The 16,839-nt window shown below is 47.6% G+C and carries 11 protein-coding genes and 2 tRNA genes; 11 read left to right on the top strand and 2 right to left on the bottom strand.

Annotated features, from left to right (window positions below; genetic code table 11):
- Positions 1-46: 46 nt before the first annotated feature.
- Positions 47-2,104, bottom strand: coding sequence for a methyl-accepting chemotaxis protein (locus tag AB0763_RS13610; RefSeq protein ID WP_306099733.1), 2,058 nt, complete (start codon positions 2,102-2,104; stop codon positions 47-49).
- A 157-nt stretch (positions 2,105-2,261) separates the two neighbouring features.
- Here AB0763_RS13610 and AB0763_RS13605 point away from each other — a divergent pair, with 157 nt between their 5' ends.
- Positions 2,262-3,683: a sugar ABC transporter substrate-binding protein gene (locus tag AB0763_RS13605; protein ID WP_306099732.1), complete on the top strand. Its 1,422-nt coding sequence runs from the start codon at positions 2,262-2,264 to the stop codon at positions 3,681-3,683.
- A 102-nt stretch (positions 3,684-3,785) separates the two neighbouring features.
- Here the strand turns inward: AB0763_RS13605 and AB0763_RS13600 are convergent, their stop codons facing one another.
- On the bottom strand, positions 3,786-4,721 hold the full coding sequence (locus AB0763_RS13600) for a LysR substrate-binding domain-containing protein (RefSeq protein ID WP_306099731.1): 936 nt from the start codon (positions 4,719-4,721) through the stop codon (positions 3,786-3,788).
- Positions 4,722-4,835: 114 nt separating this feature from the next.
- On the opposite strand from AB0763_RS13600, the gene AB0763_RS13595 reads away from it, so the two are divergent.
- From AB0763_RS13595 to AB0763_RS13550, 10 genes are all read left to right on the top strand, one after another.
- Positions 4,836-6,827 (top strand): CocE/NonD family hydrolase, encoded by a 1,992-nt coding sequence (locus AB0763_RS13595; RefSeq protein ID WP_306099730.1) that lies wholly within the window; start codon positions 4,836-4,838, stop codon positions 6,825-6,827.
- Positions 6,828-6,845: 18 nt separating this feature from the next.
- Positions 6,846-8,381 (top strand): BCCT family transporter, encoded by a 1,536-nt coding sequence (locus AB0763_RS13590; protein WP_306099729.1) that lies wholly within the window; start codon positions 6,846-6,848, stop codon positions 8,379-8,381.
- Positions 8,382-8,546: 165 nt separating this feature from the next.
- Positions 8,547-10,250 (top strand): D-lactate dehydrogenase, encoded by a 1,704-nt coding sequence (gene dld / locus AB0763_RS13585; protein ID WP_306099728.1) that lies wholly within the window; start codon positions 8,547-8,549, stop codon positions 10,248-10,250.
- Between the two features lie 164 nt (positions 10,251-10,414).
- Positions 10,415-10,966 (top strand): heme NO-binding domain-containing protein, encoded by a 552-nt coding sequence (locus tag AB0763_RS13580; protein ID WP_306099727.1) that lies wholly within the window; start codon positions 10,415-10,417, stop codon positions 10,964-10,966.
- Positions 10,959-12,656: a response regulator gene (locus AB0763_RS13575; RefSeq protein ID WP_306099726.1), complete on the top strand. Its 1,698-nt coding sequence runs from the start codon at positions 10,959-10,961 to the stop codon at positions 12,654-12,656. The genes AB0763_RS13580 and AB0763_RS13575 overlap by 8 nt, the downstream gene beginning before the upstream one ends.
- Before the next feature lie 251 nt (positions 12,657-12,907).
- Positions 12,908-12,994 (top strand) — tRNA-Leu (locus AB0763_RS13570).
- Between the two features lie 36 nt (positions 12,995-13,030).
- Positions 13,031-13,104, top strand: a tRNA-Cys gene (locus tag AB0763_RS13565).
- A gap of 381 nt (positions 13,105-13,485) precedes the next feature.
- On the top strand, positions 13,486-14,538 hold the full coding sequence (locus AB0763_RS13560) for a UDP-glucose--hexose-1-phosphate uridylyltransferase (protein WP_306099725.1): 1,053 nt from the start codon (positions 13,486-13,488) through the stop codon (positions 14,536-14,538).
- Positions 14,539-14,596: 58 nt separating this feature from the next.
- Entirely contained in the window at positions 14,597-15,781 is a 1,185-nt protein-coding gene (gene galK, locus AB0763_RS13555; RefSeq protein WP_306099724.1) for a galactokinase, read from the top strand.
- 3 nt (positions 15,782-15,784) lie between these two features.
- The gene (locus AB0763_RS13550; protein WP_306099723.1) at positions 15,785-16,831 is read left to right on the top strand and encodes a galactose-1-epimerase; all 1,047 of its coding nucleotides are present in this window, start codon (positions 15,785-15,787) and stop codon (positions 16,829-16,831) included.
- Positions 16,832-16,839 lie beyond the last annotated feature (8 nt).

Raw genomic sequence — 16,839 nt, 5'->3', positions numbered from 1 at the left:
GCGCGTTTTTACTACAGTTAGTAGGGCGAGAGAGTGAGTTGACTTGTTATTGAACAACCTTAAATCGCGCTAAGCTTTTCTCGAGCGATTGCACAAAGCCAACTTGTTTACCGGCCTCTGTTTCGGTGTTTTCCGCTTGTTGGTTGGTACTGTCTGCCAACAACGCCACTTGGTTGATATTTTGATCCAGCTCTTTTAACGTTGCCGCTTGTTGTTCTGCGGCTGTCGATACCAAGTGACTCAAGTCCTGAATTTCATTCATTAACTGCTCAAACTCCAAAATGGTAGCATCGGCAACTTGCGCTTGCTCTAAGCTGCTGGCGGCAATCTCTTCACTTTGGTTGATCACGGAAACCGCAGTTTGGGCATCGTTGACCATCGCAGCAATCTTGTCTTGAATTTCTAACGTCGACTTTTGCGTGCGAGTGGCTAATTCGCGAACTTCATCGGCGACCACCGCAAAGCCACGCCCGTATTCACCCGCTCGAGCGGCTTCAATCGCGGCGTTGAGTGCCAGCAGGTTGGTTTGCTCAGCAATCGCCGTAATGGTATCGATGATCCCTTCGATACTTCTCACGCCTTGGTTGAGATCGTTGATCGCACTAATCGTCTTGGCAGTTTGGCTGACCATTTGATCGACCCCGCGGCGGCTATCTTGGACTTGTTGACGCCCATTTCTCGAGAGCTCAGTGGCTTGTAGAACTTTAGAGTGGGTATTATCGGTGTGCTGAGCCACTTCTTGAGCCGTGGCGTTCATTTCAACTAGGGCGGCGGCAATGGAATCGAGTTCGTGTTTTTGCTGCTCGACAATTTGACGCGTTTGTGTCGCGCTGCTCGATACCGTCTTGACGGAGTGCTCGACAGAGTCTGAAGAGTGACGAATATCGAGCACGGTTTCTTTTAAGTGCGCAATCACATTGACCAATAAATCATTAAGGCGACCGAACTCATCGTTTTTACCCGATAGCGCCAATTCTTTTAACTGACCCTCAGACAGCGCTTCGAACTCATGAGTGAACCCGCGAGTCGCTTGCTTGATGAGACGCGACAGCCACAATGAAATGATGACAATCGCGGCAATTAAGGTTAACCCGATTAATAAGGACGTGCGATTTTGCTGTTCTACTCGATGATCGATGGACTGCGAAAGCTGTTGATTGATGGTAAAGGCATTACCGAGTAGCGCATTGGTGAGTGCCGATGTGCTGTCGAGCTCTTGCTTAAGGACTTTTATTTCACTCGCCTGCTGAGAGAGTATGCCTAAACGCTGTTCTTGTGACGCCAACAAACCATCTTCCCCTTCGACGGCATTGAGTAACTCTAATGTCAAATGTGAAAAGTCTTTGACGAATAATTGATATTCGGCTTGTTGAGAGGCAAAAATTAAGGTCGGCAATAAGTTGGAGTGGCTGTTTTGCCATTGTACGAATTGGTTTTGTAGCTCGGCCAGTTGTGATTGAGATTGGACGGCAATGATGCGCTCAATGATCAGTAAGCCGTTGTTCATGGATGCATTAATCTCGTTGACCACCGAAATGACTGCGTCGTTTTCCAGTATCAATAAGGTGTTTTGCAGCAGAGGTTCTAGGTCTTGCTGTAATTGATTTAAGTGGCGGTTAAGTGCTAAAGATTGACGGTCGAGCTCCAGTTTACTCTGTTGAAGTTGGCTCACTGTTTGCGTAATGGCATTGATTTTTTCCACTTCTTCATTCAGGTCTCGCAGTGCGTTATCCACGGTGGTTTTTAACGAACCAGAAAGTGGAATCGATTTGAGCTGAGTGAGTTTGTCCTTGATGTTGCTTTTATTGTCTTGCAGCGACTGGTGTTGTTGCTCAAACATCGAGGCTTGTGAGGTGTGTGTGAGGTTGAGAATAACCGGTTCAATATTGGCCACTAAGGCGTCGAGCTCGGAGGCGGTTCGGACCACAGGAGAAGATTGGTCATTGATCACAGACAATCCATTGCTCACCTGTTGGGTATTTTGGTAGTTTTGCCAAGCGACCGCAACAAATAATAGGCCAATGAAGACGAAACTCAATGTCATTTTGGATGACAAGTTCATAGAAAATCGGGATGAGGGTTTAGCAACTGTTGTGGGCGACATCTTTCTACCTGCAAGCGAGTGATTTGGAACTTATTGAGAAAAATATCGCATAACACGGCCATCGACACGAACAAATTATACAATATGTGAATTGACGCATTTAATTGTATTGATTACTTGTGTTATTTAAGAAGGAGAATTTTCTTGGAGTTTTCCCATGCTGTTACCCATGCAACGCTTGAACCGCCTGGCCTTGGCCTTATTTTGTCCCGCTCTTTTCACCGCGCATAGCCTGTCTGCGGTTGAGCTTAACATTGCGACCGTCAACAATGGCCATATGATCGCCATGCAGTCTCTTGGAGAGGCGTTTGAAAAGCAATACCCGGATATTCAATTAAATTGGCATACGTTTAATGAAGGCAGTTTGCGCATGCGCGTCATTGCTGACATTGCGTCTCAAGGGGCGAATTACGATGTCATTACACTGGGCATGTATGAAACGCCAATTTGGGCAGAGCGTGGTTGGTTAACCGCTTTAAAACCCGATGCACAGTATCAAGTGGACGATTTGTTGCCTAAAGTGCGCGAGGGTTTGTCGTATCAATCGACGCTCTACGCGGCCCCGTTTTACGGCGAAAGCTCGACACTAATGTATCGCAAAGATCTGTTTGAGCAAGCCGGGATCAGCTTAAAACAGCGACCAACCTGGCAGCAAATTCAACAATATGCCAGTCAACTCCACAAGCCAGAGCAGCAGCAATACGGGATTTGTTTACGCGGCAAGGCCGGCTGGGGCGATAACATGGCGCTGGTGACTACCTTAGTCAACAGTTTCGGCGGTCAGTGGTTTAACAACCAATGGCAACCGCAAATCAATGGCCAAGTGTGGCAGCAAGCGGTGCGTTTTTACGTCGATTTACTCACCCAATTTGGGCCACCGCAACCGCAAAAAAACAGCTTTAATGAGATCCTCTCTATGTCTCGTGATGGGCATTGCGCCATGTGGGTGGATGCTTCCGTTGCGGGCTCCTTTTTATTAGACAGTCAAAAAAGTCAGTACGCGGACCAATGGGGCTTTGCGCAAACGCCTTATCAAGCTACCACAAAAGGGGCCAATTGGCTGTGGGCTTGGGCATTGGCGATCCCCAGTGGCTCACAACAGGCTGACGCAGCGCAAACCTTCATTAATTGGGCCACCTCAAAACAATACATAGAGTTGGTGGCGCAAAAACAGGGCTGGGGGAAAGTACCGACTGGGACTCGTCAATCGACTTACCAAAATGAAGCGTTTTTAGCGGCAACCGGTGAGTTTGCCAGCGAAGAACTCAAAGCGCTCAATTCAGCGGATCCGAAAAACAATACCTTGCCGCCATCGCCGTATCAAGGGATCCAGTTCGCGTCGATCCCGGAGTTCGTGTCTATTGCCGGTTACACCTCACAAAAAGTGGCGCAAGCTTTGTCTGGCGAGCTTTCCGTTGAAGAAGCGCTCAATGCCTCTCAGACCATTGCCGAGCGTCAACTTAAGCGAGCGGGGTACTATTCTCAGGGCGAGGGTGCTTCTCCTGTAAACTTGGATCTCAGTCAGAACTTGAATCTGAGCCAAAACCAAAGCCAGCCAGAAGAGGCTGAGTATCGATAGCCTTGGCTATGATGACTTCAGTCACCAAAGCCTGAGCGCAGCACACAGAAAAAGAGGTGATCATGTCACCTCTTGTGATTTAGCGCTGACCCATATTGCTTTTTACTGCTGTGGAAACATGGCGCCAGGGTATTCGCTTTGCTCTTGTGCCAGTACCCAGTTGATAAATTGCTTTGCACTTGGCGTATGGCAGTGCGGGGCAATGGTAAGGAAATAAGCTTTATTAGGGAATTCAATCGTTTGAGATACGCAAATGAGCTGGCCTTGTTGAATATGATCGCGAATTTGCCAATCCCAAGCCAGGGCTAAACCGGCGTTATTGAGCGCTGCTTGGATCACTGCCACCTGGTCGTTAACCTTTAACACCTGCCTGGGTTTGTGATAATCGAGATTGAGTTGTTTGCTCCAAGACTGCCAACCCTCCCAATTCGGCCGCTCATTTTTGAGCATGATCAAGGGCAAATCAAACACCTGTTGCAGGTCAATTTTTCCCCCTTGTTGCTCTAGAAACGCCGGGCTGCATACCAGTTGCATTCTCTCGTGGAACACTAAATAGTTATGTTTGTTACTGCCATCAACTTGCGAGTAATAAAAAGCAATGTCGTATTGGCTGTCATCCATGCCGACATTATAGTCATTATTAACGCTGAGGTTTAACTGAATATCGGGGTGGGCTTTGCGAAAGTCGTCGAGCCTTGGCAGTAACCAAAAGTGCAAAAAACACAGCCCAACTTCTAAGTCGAGTTCATTTTTATTACTGTGCCCAAGATCGGGTTCACATTCACTGGCTAAAATCGTTAGAGCTTCAACCACTTTTTTATAATAGCGCTTGCCATCGACACTGAGTTCAACCCCTTGTTTAGAGCGGTGTAACAAGGTCATATTGAGTGAGGTTTCTAAGTTTTTTAATTGCTTACTGACGGCGGTTGGTGAGACAAAAAGCTCCTTTGAAGCTTGGGTTATACTTCCAAGCCGAGCAGCAGACTCGAACATGACCAAACAAGAAAGCGGGGGGATTTTTTGTCGATTAAAGGACATGGGCAGCCATAGGTGTAAACTTTTAGTTCATACCATATTAACTAAATATCAATTTACTCGCAATACAATAGCCTTATGATGGAAGAAATTTATTTTGAAGTCGAAAGGTTTTGTATGGCGACAATCAAAGAGATCCAGCACGATTGGATTACCCTAGAAGACGGTACTCGATTAGCGTATCGCGCTTGGCTCCCTAGTGATGCACAGAGCAAACCTGTGCCGGCGATTTTGGAGTTCTTACCCTATCGAAAAAGCGATGGCACCGTGATTCGCGACGAAATCACCATGGTCGAGACCGCCGAACAAGGTTACGCGTGTATTCGAGTGGATTTGCGCGGGACGGGGGAATCTGAGGGTTTCTTTGATGATGAGTATTCGCCGCAAGAGCTCAAAGACGGCTGTGAAGTGATTGAGTACTTAGCCAAACAGCCGTGGTGTAATGGCAACGTGGGTATGATGGGGATTTCGTGGGGCGGTTTTAACTCCTTGCAAATCGCCGCGTTAAACCCGCCGTCGCTTAAAGCCATCATTACCATTTGTTCGACCGATGATCGATACCGCGATGATATTCACTATCTCGGCGGCTGTATGCTCAACGATAATATGGACTGGGCCGCCTTTTTCTGGGCTTATGCTCAAGCCCGTTGTCCCGACCCGAAATTTGTCGGTGAAGATTGGCAGCAAACTTGGTTGTCTCGCTTAGAGACTATGCCTAACTTGAGCGATACTTGGCTCTCTGAACAAACGCGCAGTGAGTACTGGCAGCACGGCTCGGTGTGTGAAGACTTTAGTCAAATCCAAATCCCGGTGTACACCATTGGCGGCTGGGCTGATACCTATCGCAACACGGTTTTTTCCTTGTTATCCAATTTATCAGGTCCAAAAAAAGGCTTGATTGGTCCGTGGGCACACAAATACCCCAATATTGCGTACCCCAACCCGCAAATGGACTTTGTTAAAGAGTCGGTTCGTTGGTGGGATAAGTGGTTAAAAGACATCGACAATGGCATCGATCAAGAGCCACAATTGCATTACTACCTGCAAGACAGTGTTAAACCTCAAGGGGACTATGAGTTTCGTCCTGGACGATGGGTGAGTGAGCCGTGTTGGCCATCTTCTAATACTGTCGAAGAGATTTTCTATTTCAATCAGCGTGGCTTAGCATCTTCTCCTGCCGACTCTGAGCCGCTCACCATTCAATCCCCCCATACCGTTGGCCTTGATGGCGGGCGATTGTGTGCTGGTATCCGGATGGACATGGAACACCCTGTTGACCAGCGTATTGATGATGCGGGCTCCTTGGTGTTTGACAGCGAAACCTTGACTCAAGACCTCAATATCGCGGGACAAATTCAAGCCAAACTTCGCTTAGCCAGCGACCGAGAAAACGGCCAGATTTGTGTGCGTATTTCGGATGTTCATCCCACAGGTGAGGTCACGCGAGTCACCCATGGTGTGCTGAATTTGTCCCATCGCAACAGTCATGAAAAACCCGAGTTGTTGGACGTTGGTCAGGAGTACGACATCGATGTCGATCTTTATCATATGGCGTATGTGATTCCCAAAGGCCATAAACTGCGCACTGCGATTTCAACCGCCTATTGGCCGCTGGTTTGGCCAAGTGCCGAGTCCACCCGTCTTACTGTGTTCCCGCAAGCGTGCCAGTTGATTGTACCGACGAACCCAACGCCGCAAGAGAGCGAGCTTGTGCCGGCTTACGCTAAACCGCTGCTGGCCAATGGCGAACAGCGCAGACAGGGCGATTGCCAACGAGTCGTGCATCGCGATTATAAAACCGGTATGACCCATTTAGAAACCAAGGATGATTTTGGCTGTTGGTACTTTAACTCTGCCGACACTGAGGTCGATTTTAAGGTCAATCAAACCCTTTCTATTCATCCAGACAATCCGTTGAGCGCTAAGAACCAGCTGGCTTTGTCTGTTGATATGGGAAGAGAGGGTTGGCGAACGGGTCTTGATGGCGTTTACACCATGACCTGTGATGAAACGTATTTTTACGTCAAGGTGCAATGGAAAGCAACTTGTGATGGGCAAGTGGTGTTTGAGAAGCAATTCGACAACGCTATCTTGCGTCAGTACATGTAGTGATAATAGGAAAAACACATGTTAAATCAATTAAAAACAATTAGGCCACTGGTATTTTTGCCAACCTTTAGTATTTTGGTCGCCGCTGTGATTTTCAGCTTGGTCGACCTAGAAGCGTTTACTGATTATACCGGCGCTCTGAACACCAGTGTGTTGACCCATTTCTCATGGTTGTTCAGCTTTGGCAGTTTCTATTTGTTGGCTTTGGTGATCATTACTTACTTTTCCAAGCTAAGCCAAGTGCGTATTGGTGGAGAAGGAGCACAGCCTAAAATTTCTAAGCCGCGCTGGTTTATGATTGTGCTTTGTACCACACTGGCGGTCGGGGTACTGTTTTGGACTACGGCAGAGCCGATTTACCACTTACATGCGCCACCGCAAAGCTTTGGTATTGAGCCTGGCAGTGCCAACGCAAAATTATTTGCTTTCTCGGCGATGTTTTTACACTGGGGGCCAACGCCTTATGCCATCTATTGTGTTCCGGCCTTGATTTTTGCTTTGGCCTTTCACAATCTCAAGCTACCGTTTTCGATCTCGAGTATGCTAAAGCCGGTGTTTGGTCGTTACATGAACAATACGGTTGCCAGTATTGTCGATGCGCTCGCTCTGTATTCGTTAGTAGTGGGCATGGCGTCGTCGTTGGGGACCGGTGCGCTGACATTGATAGGTGGCGTGAACAACTACCTCGATGTCGATAGAACGCCTGTTACCTTGGGCATTGTGATTGTAGCGATTGTGGCAACCTTTTTATTTTCCGCCTGCAGTGGTTTGTCCAAAGGGATTGCGAAGCTGTCAAAAATCAACTTTTGGATGCTGATCGCGCTGTTTGTTTTTGTGCTGATCACAGGGCCAACCGTGTTCATGCTCGCCATTGGTGTTGAAGGCTTTGGCGCTTATCTCGATAACTTCTTTCGTTTGAGTCTCTTTACTGGTCAAGCGGCGGCAGACCCATGGCCACAATGGTGGAGTGTCTTTTATTGGGCGGTTTGGTTTGCTTGGGCACCGATTACGGCGATGTTCCTGGGTAAAATTGCCCGAGGGTATACCGTGAAAGAATTTATTCAAGTTAGCGTCATTTACCCAAGCAGCTTCATTTTATTGTGGGTCTCGGTCTTCTCGGGTATTGCGGTTTATCTCGATACGGAATCGAGCGGCGAACTGTACAAGGTCTTGAATGAACAAGGCGTAGAGCAGTTACTGTATTACATCATGGATCAATTGCCACTGAGCGCAATCACCTCTTTCTTCTTAGTCTTGGTCGCGTTTATTTCTTATGTCACCGCGGCAGACTCAAGTACGGATGCCATTGGCGATCTGTGTACCAAAGACTTTAATGCCGATGCTGATGAAAAAGCGTCGCTGCCGATTAAATTGCTCTGGGGCGTTTTGATTGGTTTTGTCGCTTGGGTGATGGTCAGTACCGTCGGCATTGATGGGGTTAAACAGCTGTCGAATCTCGGCGGCTTACCGGCCACCGTGATCATTCTTGCGTGCAGTGCGACGTTGATTTTGTGGATTAGAAACCCTGCGTTGCTAAGCAAAAAGCCAGAATAACCTATCGTATTAAACCCACGATAAAGCCCGCTTAACTTGGTTGAGCGGGCTTTTTTTATATTGTGCTATCTCGATCAAGCTTGATGTCCATAACTCTGCGTTTTATCGCTTTTTCTCATCTAAACCGTGAGTAAGATGATGAAATAACGCAAAGTGGAGGGAGCCATGGACATACAACAATTGATCAACCAATTTGAAGCCATCGTCGGCAGCAACAATGTGCTCAATGGTGAGCAGCCGACGCAGTATTATCGCCGCGGTTTTCGCTCTGGTCAGGGGGCGGCATTGGCGGTGGTTTTTCCAACCACGATATGGCAGCAATGGCAGGTGATCCAAGCCTGTGTTAACGCCAACTGCATCATCATCATGCAGGCAGCAAAAACCGGCTTAACGGAAGGTTCGGCGCCAAGTGGCAATGATTATGACCGCGAGGTGGTGATCATCAACGTGATGAAAATGCCGCAAATCCACTTGATTGATGGCGGTAAGCAAGCGATTTGTTTACCGGGAGCGACCCTTCACAACTTAGAAAAAACGCTTAAGGCGATTGGCCGTGCCCCGCATTCGGTGATCGGTTCCTCGACTTTGGGGGCGACCGTGGTTGGCGGTATTGCCAATAATTCAGGAGGGGCCTTAGTCAAACGCGGCCCGGCCTATACCGAACTGGCTTTGTTTGCGCAAGTTGATGAACACGGCCAACTGCATTTAGTGAATCACCTGGGTATTGAAGGGCTTGGCGACTCGCCAGAGACGATATTAACTAAAGTACAAGAGGGAGATTTGCCATCACAAGGCATTTTGCATGACCAAGGGATGGCTTCTGATCGTGAATACCAGCAGCGTGTCCGCGATGTGAGCAGTGACGTGCCATCGCGTTTTAATGCCGATGAACGCCGCTTGTTTGAAGCGAGTGGCTGTGCCGGTAAGTTGGGCGTGTTTGCTGTGCGTGTCGATACGTATCCGATCGCTCAAAAAGAACAGGTCTTCTACCTCGGTTGCCAAGATCCCAAGGCGTTAACACAACTGAGAAAAGAGGTATTAACCACGTTTAAACACTTGCCAGAGATGGGGGAGTATTTACATCGCGACATTTTTAATCTGGCAGAAAAGTACGGCAAAGATACTTTTTTGTCGATCGACAAGCTTGGTACTGAGCGATTGCCTACACTGTTTGCACTTAAAGCCAAACTGGAATCTGCCTTGGATCGTCTCTCATGGTTGCCCAAACAGATACCAGACAAGTGCCTGTACTACCTTAGCCAGTGTTTTCCACAGCATTTACCCGCACGCATGCTAGATTTTCGAGACCGGTACGAACATCACCTGATCTTAAAGATGAGCGATGAAGGTATTGAGGAAGCGCGCACGTATTTGCAACAACATTGGCAGCAAAACCCTGGTTGCGATTATTTTGAATGCGATAAGGAAGAAAGCAAAAAAGCCTACTTACACCGCTTTGCCGCCGCGGGGGCTGCGATTCGTTATGAAACCATCCACCATAACGAGGTTGAAGATATTGTTGCCTTAGACATTGCCCTGAGACGAAACGATGACGACTGGGTCGAAACCTTACCCCAAGAGGTGAAAGAAAACCTCGTTGCGTCTTTGTACTACGGTCATTTTTTTTGTTACGTCTTCCATCAAGACTATATCTTTAAAAAAGGCACCGATACGAAAGCGATGAAAAAGAAAATGTTAGCGCATTTAAATGATCGTGGCGCGAAATACCCCGCTGAGCATAATGTTGGGCACCTCTACGAAGCGGAAAATAGCTTGCAAACCTTTTACCACCAACTCGATCCTACGAATACGTTTAACCCTGGCATCGGAAAAATGGATAAATACCAACGCAATTGTCAGTGCTGTTAATCAGCGTGATTGGCATCGTGTCTCCGAAGGTTAACGGGGCGGCTATGCTGAGATGTGAAGCTATTCAAAAAAACAGTGATTGTATTGCTGACTTTAGAGAGATTGGCGTCAGGGATTGCAGGCTTGAGCTATCTTTAAGGTATATAACCTGATGAGGAGTGAGCATGAAAGGCATCATCTTTCGTGAATTTCTTGAGTTAGTCGAAGACAAGTTTGGTTTGTTAGCCGTGGAAACGGTTTTGCAAGAAGTGGGTTCGGATGGCGTCTATACGACAGTGGGTTCATACGATCACAAGGAGCTGGTTAAGCTGATTGTGTCTTTGAGTAAACACACAGGTGTTGATGTTGCTCAATTACAACAGGTGTTTGGCGAAACGGTGTTTATTAGCCTCTACAATACGATTCCAGAAGGTGCCAACATCAAAGAGTGTCAAACCACATTTGAATTCATTCGTCATGTCGAAGACTATATTCATGTCGAGGTAAAAAAACTCTATGTCGATGCCAAGCCACCTTCTTTTTCGTTTATCAGTGAGCAAGAAAGTGAGCTGGTGTTTGATTACTACAGTGCACGTTGTATGGCCGATGTGTGTTTGGGGCTGGTCAAAGGGTGTGCGAATCACTTTGGCGAACGTCTCTCGGTAGAAAAGCACCCGATTGATGAGACAGGACAAAATGTTCGCTTTACGTTAATTAGGATGCCACTCAATGGATGACATTGCGCTATTGAAGAGAAAGCTACACAGAGAGCAGTTGGCCAGAGAGCAGGCTGAAAAGCTGTTAGAGTGTAAAAGTTTAGAGTTGTACGATCTCAATCAACAGCTGACGCTGGCGATGCGTCATTTAGAGCATCGCTCAGCCGCACAGATGCGACAAATGGCGTTTGAAGAAGCGATTGATAAAATCTTAATTGATTTTGGCCAGTCCTTCTTGTCACAGCGCTTAAATGATGCGCTTCTTACGCATTTTATTACGCGGCTCAAAGAGACGCCCTTAGTTAAAGATGCCTTTTTAATTCTTCATCAACACCAATTTATTGATCTGAAGACCCATCAATTTGGTCATGCCTCGTTAGATTTACAAGTTAATCGTAATGGGGAACGGTTGGAGTGGTCAGATCAATATTTATACCTTCCCGTAGAAATTCATGGGCAACAAGCCGCGCATTGGGTGTTTTACGTTGAACAGCAAGATGTGCAAGATGAGGCGATCACCACGAAATTAACACTAGTCAGTGAACTGCTCAAAGTCGCCTTAAAGCAGAACCTAACATGGCAGGAAGAAACCAAGTTAAGACAGCGAGCAGAGGAGTCGGAAAAGTCGACTAAAGAGTTTGTTGCCATGATTAATCATGAGCTGCGAACCCCGTTAAATGGCGTACTCGGTGCCGTTGAGTTGCTTAGAGATACTCGGCTTGATCGCCATCAACAGCAATTTCTTGGTCACTTGGTGCAAGGGGGAGAGTTGTTGCGGGTTATCATTAATGATTTGCTGGATTTTAGTAAGATGAGTGCGGGGATGTTAGAAATAAACCGCAATGTATTTTATTGGCAGCAATTAATCGATGCTATTTCTGGTATTTTTGCCGCAAAATCCCTTGAAACTGGTGTGGCATTTAAAATAGAGCAATCTGATATCCCTCCGGTGTTAATCGGTGATATCGAAAGAATTAAACAAATCTTAGTCAACTTGATCGGCAATGCGTTTAAATTCACCACCCAAGGCGTGATCAAACTTTGTGCCTACTGGCAGAATGGGCTGTTAACCCTAGAAGTGAGCGATACTGGCATTGGTATCTCAGAGTCAGATCAAACCAATTTATTTGACCCCTTTGTTCAAGTCGATCGCACCAGTCGCCGCTCACATGAAGGCTCGGGACTTGGTTTGGCCATTTGCCAAAACTTAGCCACTTTGATGCAAGGCAGTGTTCGTTGTCAAAGTCAACTTGGCCATGGCTCAACATTCTTTGTGCAATTGAACGTGGCGCAAGGTCAAATGTCGATGAAAGAGCCTCAGACATCTGAGAGTGGTGAGGCGGCTAGCCATTTTGAACCGATTAAGGTATTGGTGGTCGACGATGCGGTATTAAACCAAATCTTAGTCAAAGAGTTTCTGGCTAAACTGCATATAATTCCAGAGATTTGTGAAAATGGTCGTCAAGCACTACAAGCGATTGAAGAGCATCAGTACGATCTTATTTTGATGGACTGCCGTATGCCAGAGATGGACGGGTTTGAAGCAACCCGTCTCATGCGTGAACAAGGTGTTACTGTCCCCATTATTGCTCTAACCGCTTGTGCTACGGTTGAAGAAAGTGAGCGCTGCTTGGCATCGGGGATGAATGGTATACTTAATAAACCTTACTCTTTTGACCAACTCAAACAACTGATCGCACAATGGAGTTAGTTCGGTCTCCGAGCTTAGTGAGCCAGTGACGCGGGCGTTAAGTAAGATAACTTTTTGATCATAATCTGGTGATTTTTCTCTAGGAAATGCAGGTTTAGCTTTAAAAATGAACGTTAGAGCCTGTTTTTTAATCATGCAGTTCAAAAAGTTACATTTAGTTGTTGACGAAAATTTTCAATCGAGTAAAGTACACCTCGTTCCCAAGGCAATCGCCAAGCGGAACAGGTGGTGTCTCCATCGCAATTTAGCGTGCCCTGGTGGTGGAATTGGTAGACACAAGGGATTTAAAATCCCTCGGCGTTCGCGCTGTGCCGGTTCAAGTCCGGCCCGGGGCACCATCTTATCTATCGAAAGTCTAACTTTCAAATCCCTTTGGCGTGTTGGCAGAGTGGCTATGCAGCGGATTGCAAATCCGTGGACCTCGGTTCGACTCCGGGACGCGCCTCCATTTTATTCTTTCTCTTATTCAATCCGATATGTGATCAGTGTATTTTATTGATCTAAAAATCAAACTCTTATTTTTACTTTTCTTTTTTGTTTCACCCAATCAAGAGTTATCTTCGTCGGCTGTAAAAGCGCGATAATGGCCTATGCTCTATCGACCTACCTTTTGTTGTCAGCGCGGTTTTTCTTTTCGTTTATCCTTTCAGTTGGATTCAGCTGGCACATGATCAGTTGGCTTCGCATTATTTTTACCTCTCTGTGTAAACGTTTACATTGTTGCGTGTTTGATCACAGCAAATAGGGTTAAGTGATTGTTAGACTTAAATCAAAAGAGAAAAGCAGTCAGCGAAGACCTGATCCATTTTGCCAAACTAAGTGAACATTTATGAGTCGTATAGAATTTGATCCCAGCGAACACCCACACCGTCGTTATAACCCATTGACGGGTCAGTGGGTATTGGTCTCACCTCATCGCGCCAAGCGCCCGTGGAGCGGTCAAGATGAAAAACCGTCCATACCACCGCAACAAACGTATGATGCGCAATGCTTTTTGTGCCCAACTAATCAGCGGGTGTCAGGTGATGTCAATCCAGATTACCAAGGCACGTTTGTCTTTGAAAATGATTTTGCTGCGCTCAAGCCCGATTCACCTAAAGCGCCCGCTTGCTCACATCCATTGTTTAAAACCCAAGCGGTGACTGGACTGAGCCGAGTGATTTGTTTTTCACCCGATCACAGCAAAACCTTACCTGAGCTGTCACTCGGGCAAATCGGCGCTGTGATTGATACCTGGAATGAACAAATTGAAGCGCTTGGTAAAGAATACCTGTGGGTACAAGCGTTTGAAAACAAAGGTGAGGCAATGGGGTGCTCTCAACCTCATCCGCACGGGCAAATTTGGGCCAACAGTTTTTTACCCAATGAAATCGAAAGAAAGAACCATTATTTAGCCCAATATTTTCAGCAATATGGCAGTAATTTATTGCTCGATTACGCCGAATCAGAGAGCCAAGATGGCAGTCGAACGGTGGTCGAGACTGAGCATTGGTTGGCGGTGGTGCCTTATTGGGCGGCATGGCCGTTTGAAACCCTGTTACTGCCTAAGTTTTCAGTTCAAAGAATGTCGCAATTGACTGAGGCTCAAAAAAGTGACCTTGCGGTGGCGATCAAAGCGCTGACCACCCGTTACGACAACTTGTTTGAATGTCCGTTTCCCTATTCGATGGGATGGCACTATGCGCCATTTTTCCAAACCGGAGAGAGCATTGCGCATTGGCAGTTACACGCCTTGTTTTATCCACCGCTACTGCGCAGTGCTACGGTGCGAAAATTCATGGTGGGCTATGAAATGCTGGCCGAAACACAGCGCGATTTAACCCCCGAACAAGCCGCCGAGCGTTTGCGACAAGTCAGCGATAGACACTATAAGCAAGCTTGATGAGGTTATCGCCTGCCAGTGGCGGTAACCATCTAATGATCACGTAGGATAATGAACAATGAATGCATTAAGCAATGATGTAAAACAGGTTTTTGAACAGCATTTTGGCCAAGCGCCTAAGCACCTGGTACAAGCGCCAGGCCGCGTTAATTTAATTGGTGAGCACACCGATTACAACGATGGTTTTGTTTTGCCTTGTGCGATTAATTACCAAACGGTGGTGGCGATCTCACCACGTGAAGATAGCCAAGTGGCCGTGGTGGCGCTTGATTATCAACAGCAAACCGACCAGTTTAACCTTGCGCAGCCGATCGCATCTCACCCTGATAAATTGTGGGCAAACTACATTCGCGGCGTGATTTATGTGCTGCAACAAAAGGGACACGCGCTGACGGGTGCCAATATTGCCGTCAGTGGTAATGTCCCTCAAGGAGCGGGGTTAAGCTCTTCGGCGGCACTTGAAGTTGCGATTGCTCAAGGGTTTACATTGATGTGCTCCTTGCCTCTGACCCAGACCGCCATCGCGCAGATCGGCCAACAAGCTGAAAACGACTTTGTGGGTTGTAACTGCGGCATTATGGATCAACTGATTTCGGCACAGGGCCAAGACCAGCAAGCCATGTTGATCGACTGTCGCTCATTGGCGCTGCAACCGGTCTCCATTCCCGAGTCGCTGCAGGTCATGATCATTAACTCTAACAAGCAACGCGGCCTAGTTGAAAGTGAATACAACACCCGTCGACAGCAGTGTGAGGAGGCGGCGCGAGCGCTAGGCATTCCGGCATTACGGGATATCAGCTTGAGTGAGTTTTTGCAGAAAAAGACGGCCTTAGAGCCGGTCGTGGCCAAGCGCGCTCACCATGTGATCAGTGAAAATGAACGTACATTGGCCGCGTCACAAGCGTTTAAAGACAACGATATTGCGCAGATCAGTGCCTTAATGAAAGCCTCCCATCAGTCAATGCGCGATGATTTTGAAATCACGGTTGCCGAGATTGATGCTCTGGTTGACATCCTAGATCAAGTGATTGGCGAACGAGGTGGTGTGCGTATGACCGGCGGCGGGTTTGGCGGTTGTGTGGTGGCTTTATTACCCGCTGATTTGATTGAGCCCGCGACCGTCGCCGTCGAGCAGCAATACCCTACAGTAAGTGGTCTTGAAGCCAGTATTTATGTCTGTCAAGCCAGTGCTGGCGCAGGAGAAATAGCGGCAATGGAGAGCGCGAAAAAGGTTAAGGCTTAATTTATGTTTGATGTTGAGGGAAGTGATATAACGATAGTCACTTTGAGCAATCGACGTGGTATGCGAGTACAACTGATGGATCTTGGCGCAACCTGGCTAAGCTGTGTCTTACCGGTGAGCGACGATGAGCCTCGAGAAGTCTTGCTTGGCGTGGATAATCTCAGCGATTTTGAGCGTCAAAGTTGTTATATGGGCAGTACCATTGGACGTTATGCCAATCGGATTGCCCATGGACGCTATCGCGATCAGGATGGCGCTGAAGTGAGTCTGTCGACCAACCATCAAACCCATTGTTTGCACGGCGGGGCACAAGGCTTTGATCGCCGCCGTTGGGATATTGTTGGCAAAAGCAGCAATTCTGTCCGTTTTGCCTTGCACTCTGCCGATGGCGATCAGGGCTTTCCTGGTCAACTGACGGTGCACCTTGAGTACGTGCTCAACGATAACGATCAACTCATGGTCCACTATCAGGCTCAAACGACAAAACCATGTCCAGTCAGTCTCACCAATCACGCCTATTTTAATCTCAATGGCGAAGGCTCGCAGCACAGTGGGGCAGAGCAGTGGTTATCGGTGAACGCCGATTACTTTTTCGCGGTGGATGAACATGGCATTCCCGAACCGCGACCAAAGCCGGTGGCTGGGACGGCGTTTGAGCTTCATACGCCGAGGTATTTAGCGGACAGTTTGTTACTTGATCCTCAGCAGCAAGGGACAAAAGGCTACGATCACAGTGTGATTCGCCGCGCCGAGGATGGGCAGCCTTTGCCGCTTTGTGCCACTTTGGCATCACGCGATAAAAAAGTGGTGTTAACGCTCACCACCAGTCAGCCAGCGATGCAAATCTACACCGGCAATTGGCTATCTGGCCAACCGGCTCGACATCAGCGCACTTATCAGGATTATCACGGCGTGGCGATAGAGCCACAGTTGCTGCCAAATGCGCCCAATAATCCGCAGTGGTGCCAGTCGCCCTGGCACCAGCCCGAGCCACTGCTTTACCCCGGCCAGGTCTACCAACAGTGGATTGGCTACCACTTTTCTTTTTAATCCCCCCT

It is taken from the genome of Vibrio sp. HB236076 (genome assembly GCF_040957575.1).
Lineage (GTDB): Bacteria > Pseudomonadota > Gammaproteobacteria > Enterobacterales > Vibrionaceae > Vibrio.
The sequence above is the reverse complement of the archived record's forward strand: the minus strand, read 5'-3'. Positions and strand labels throughout refer to the sequence as shown.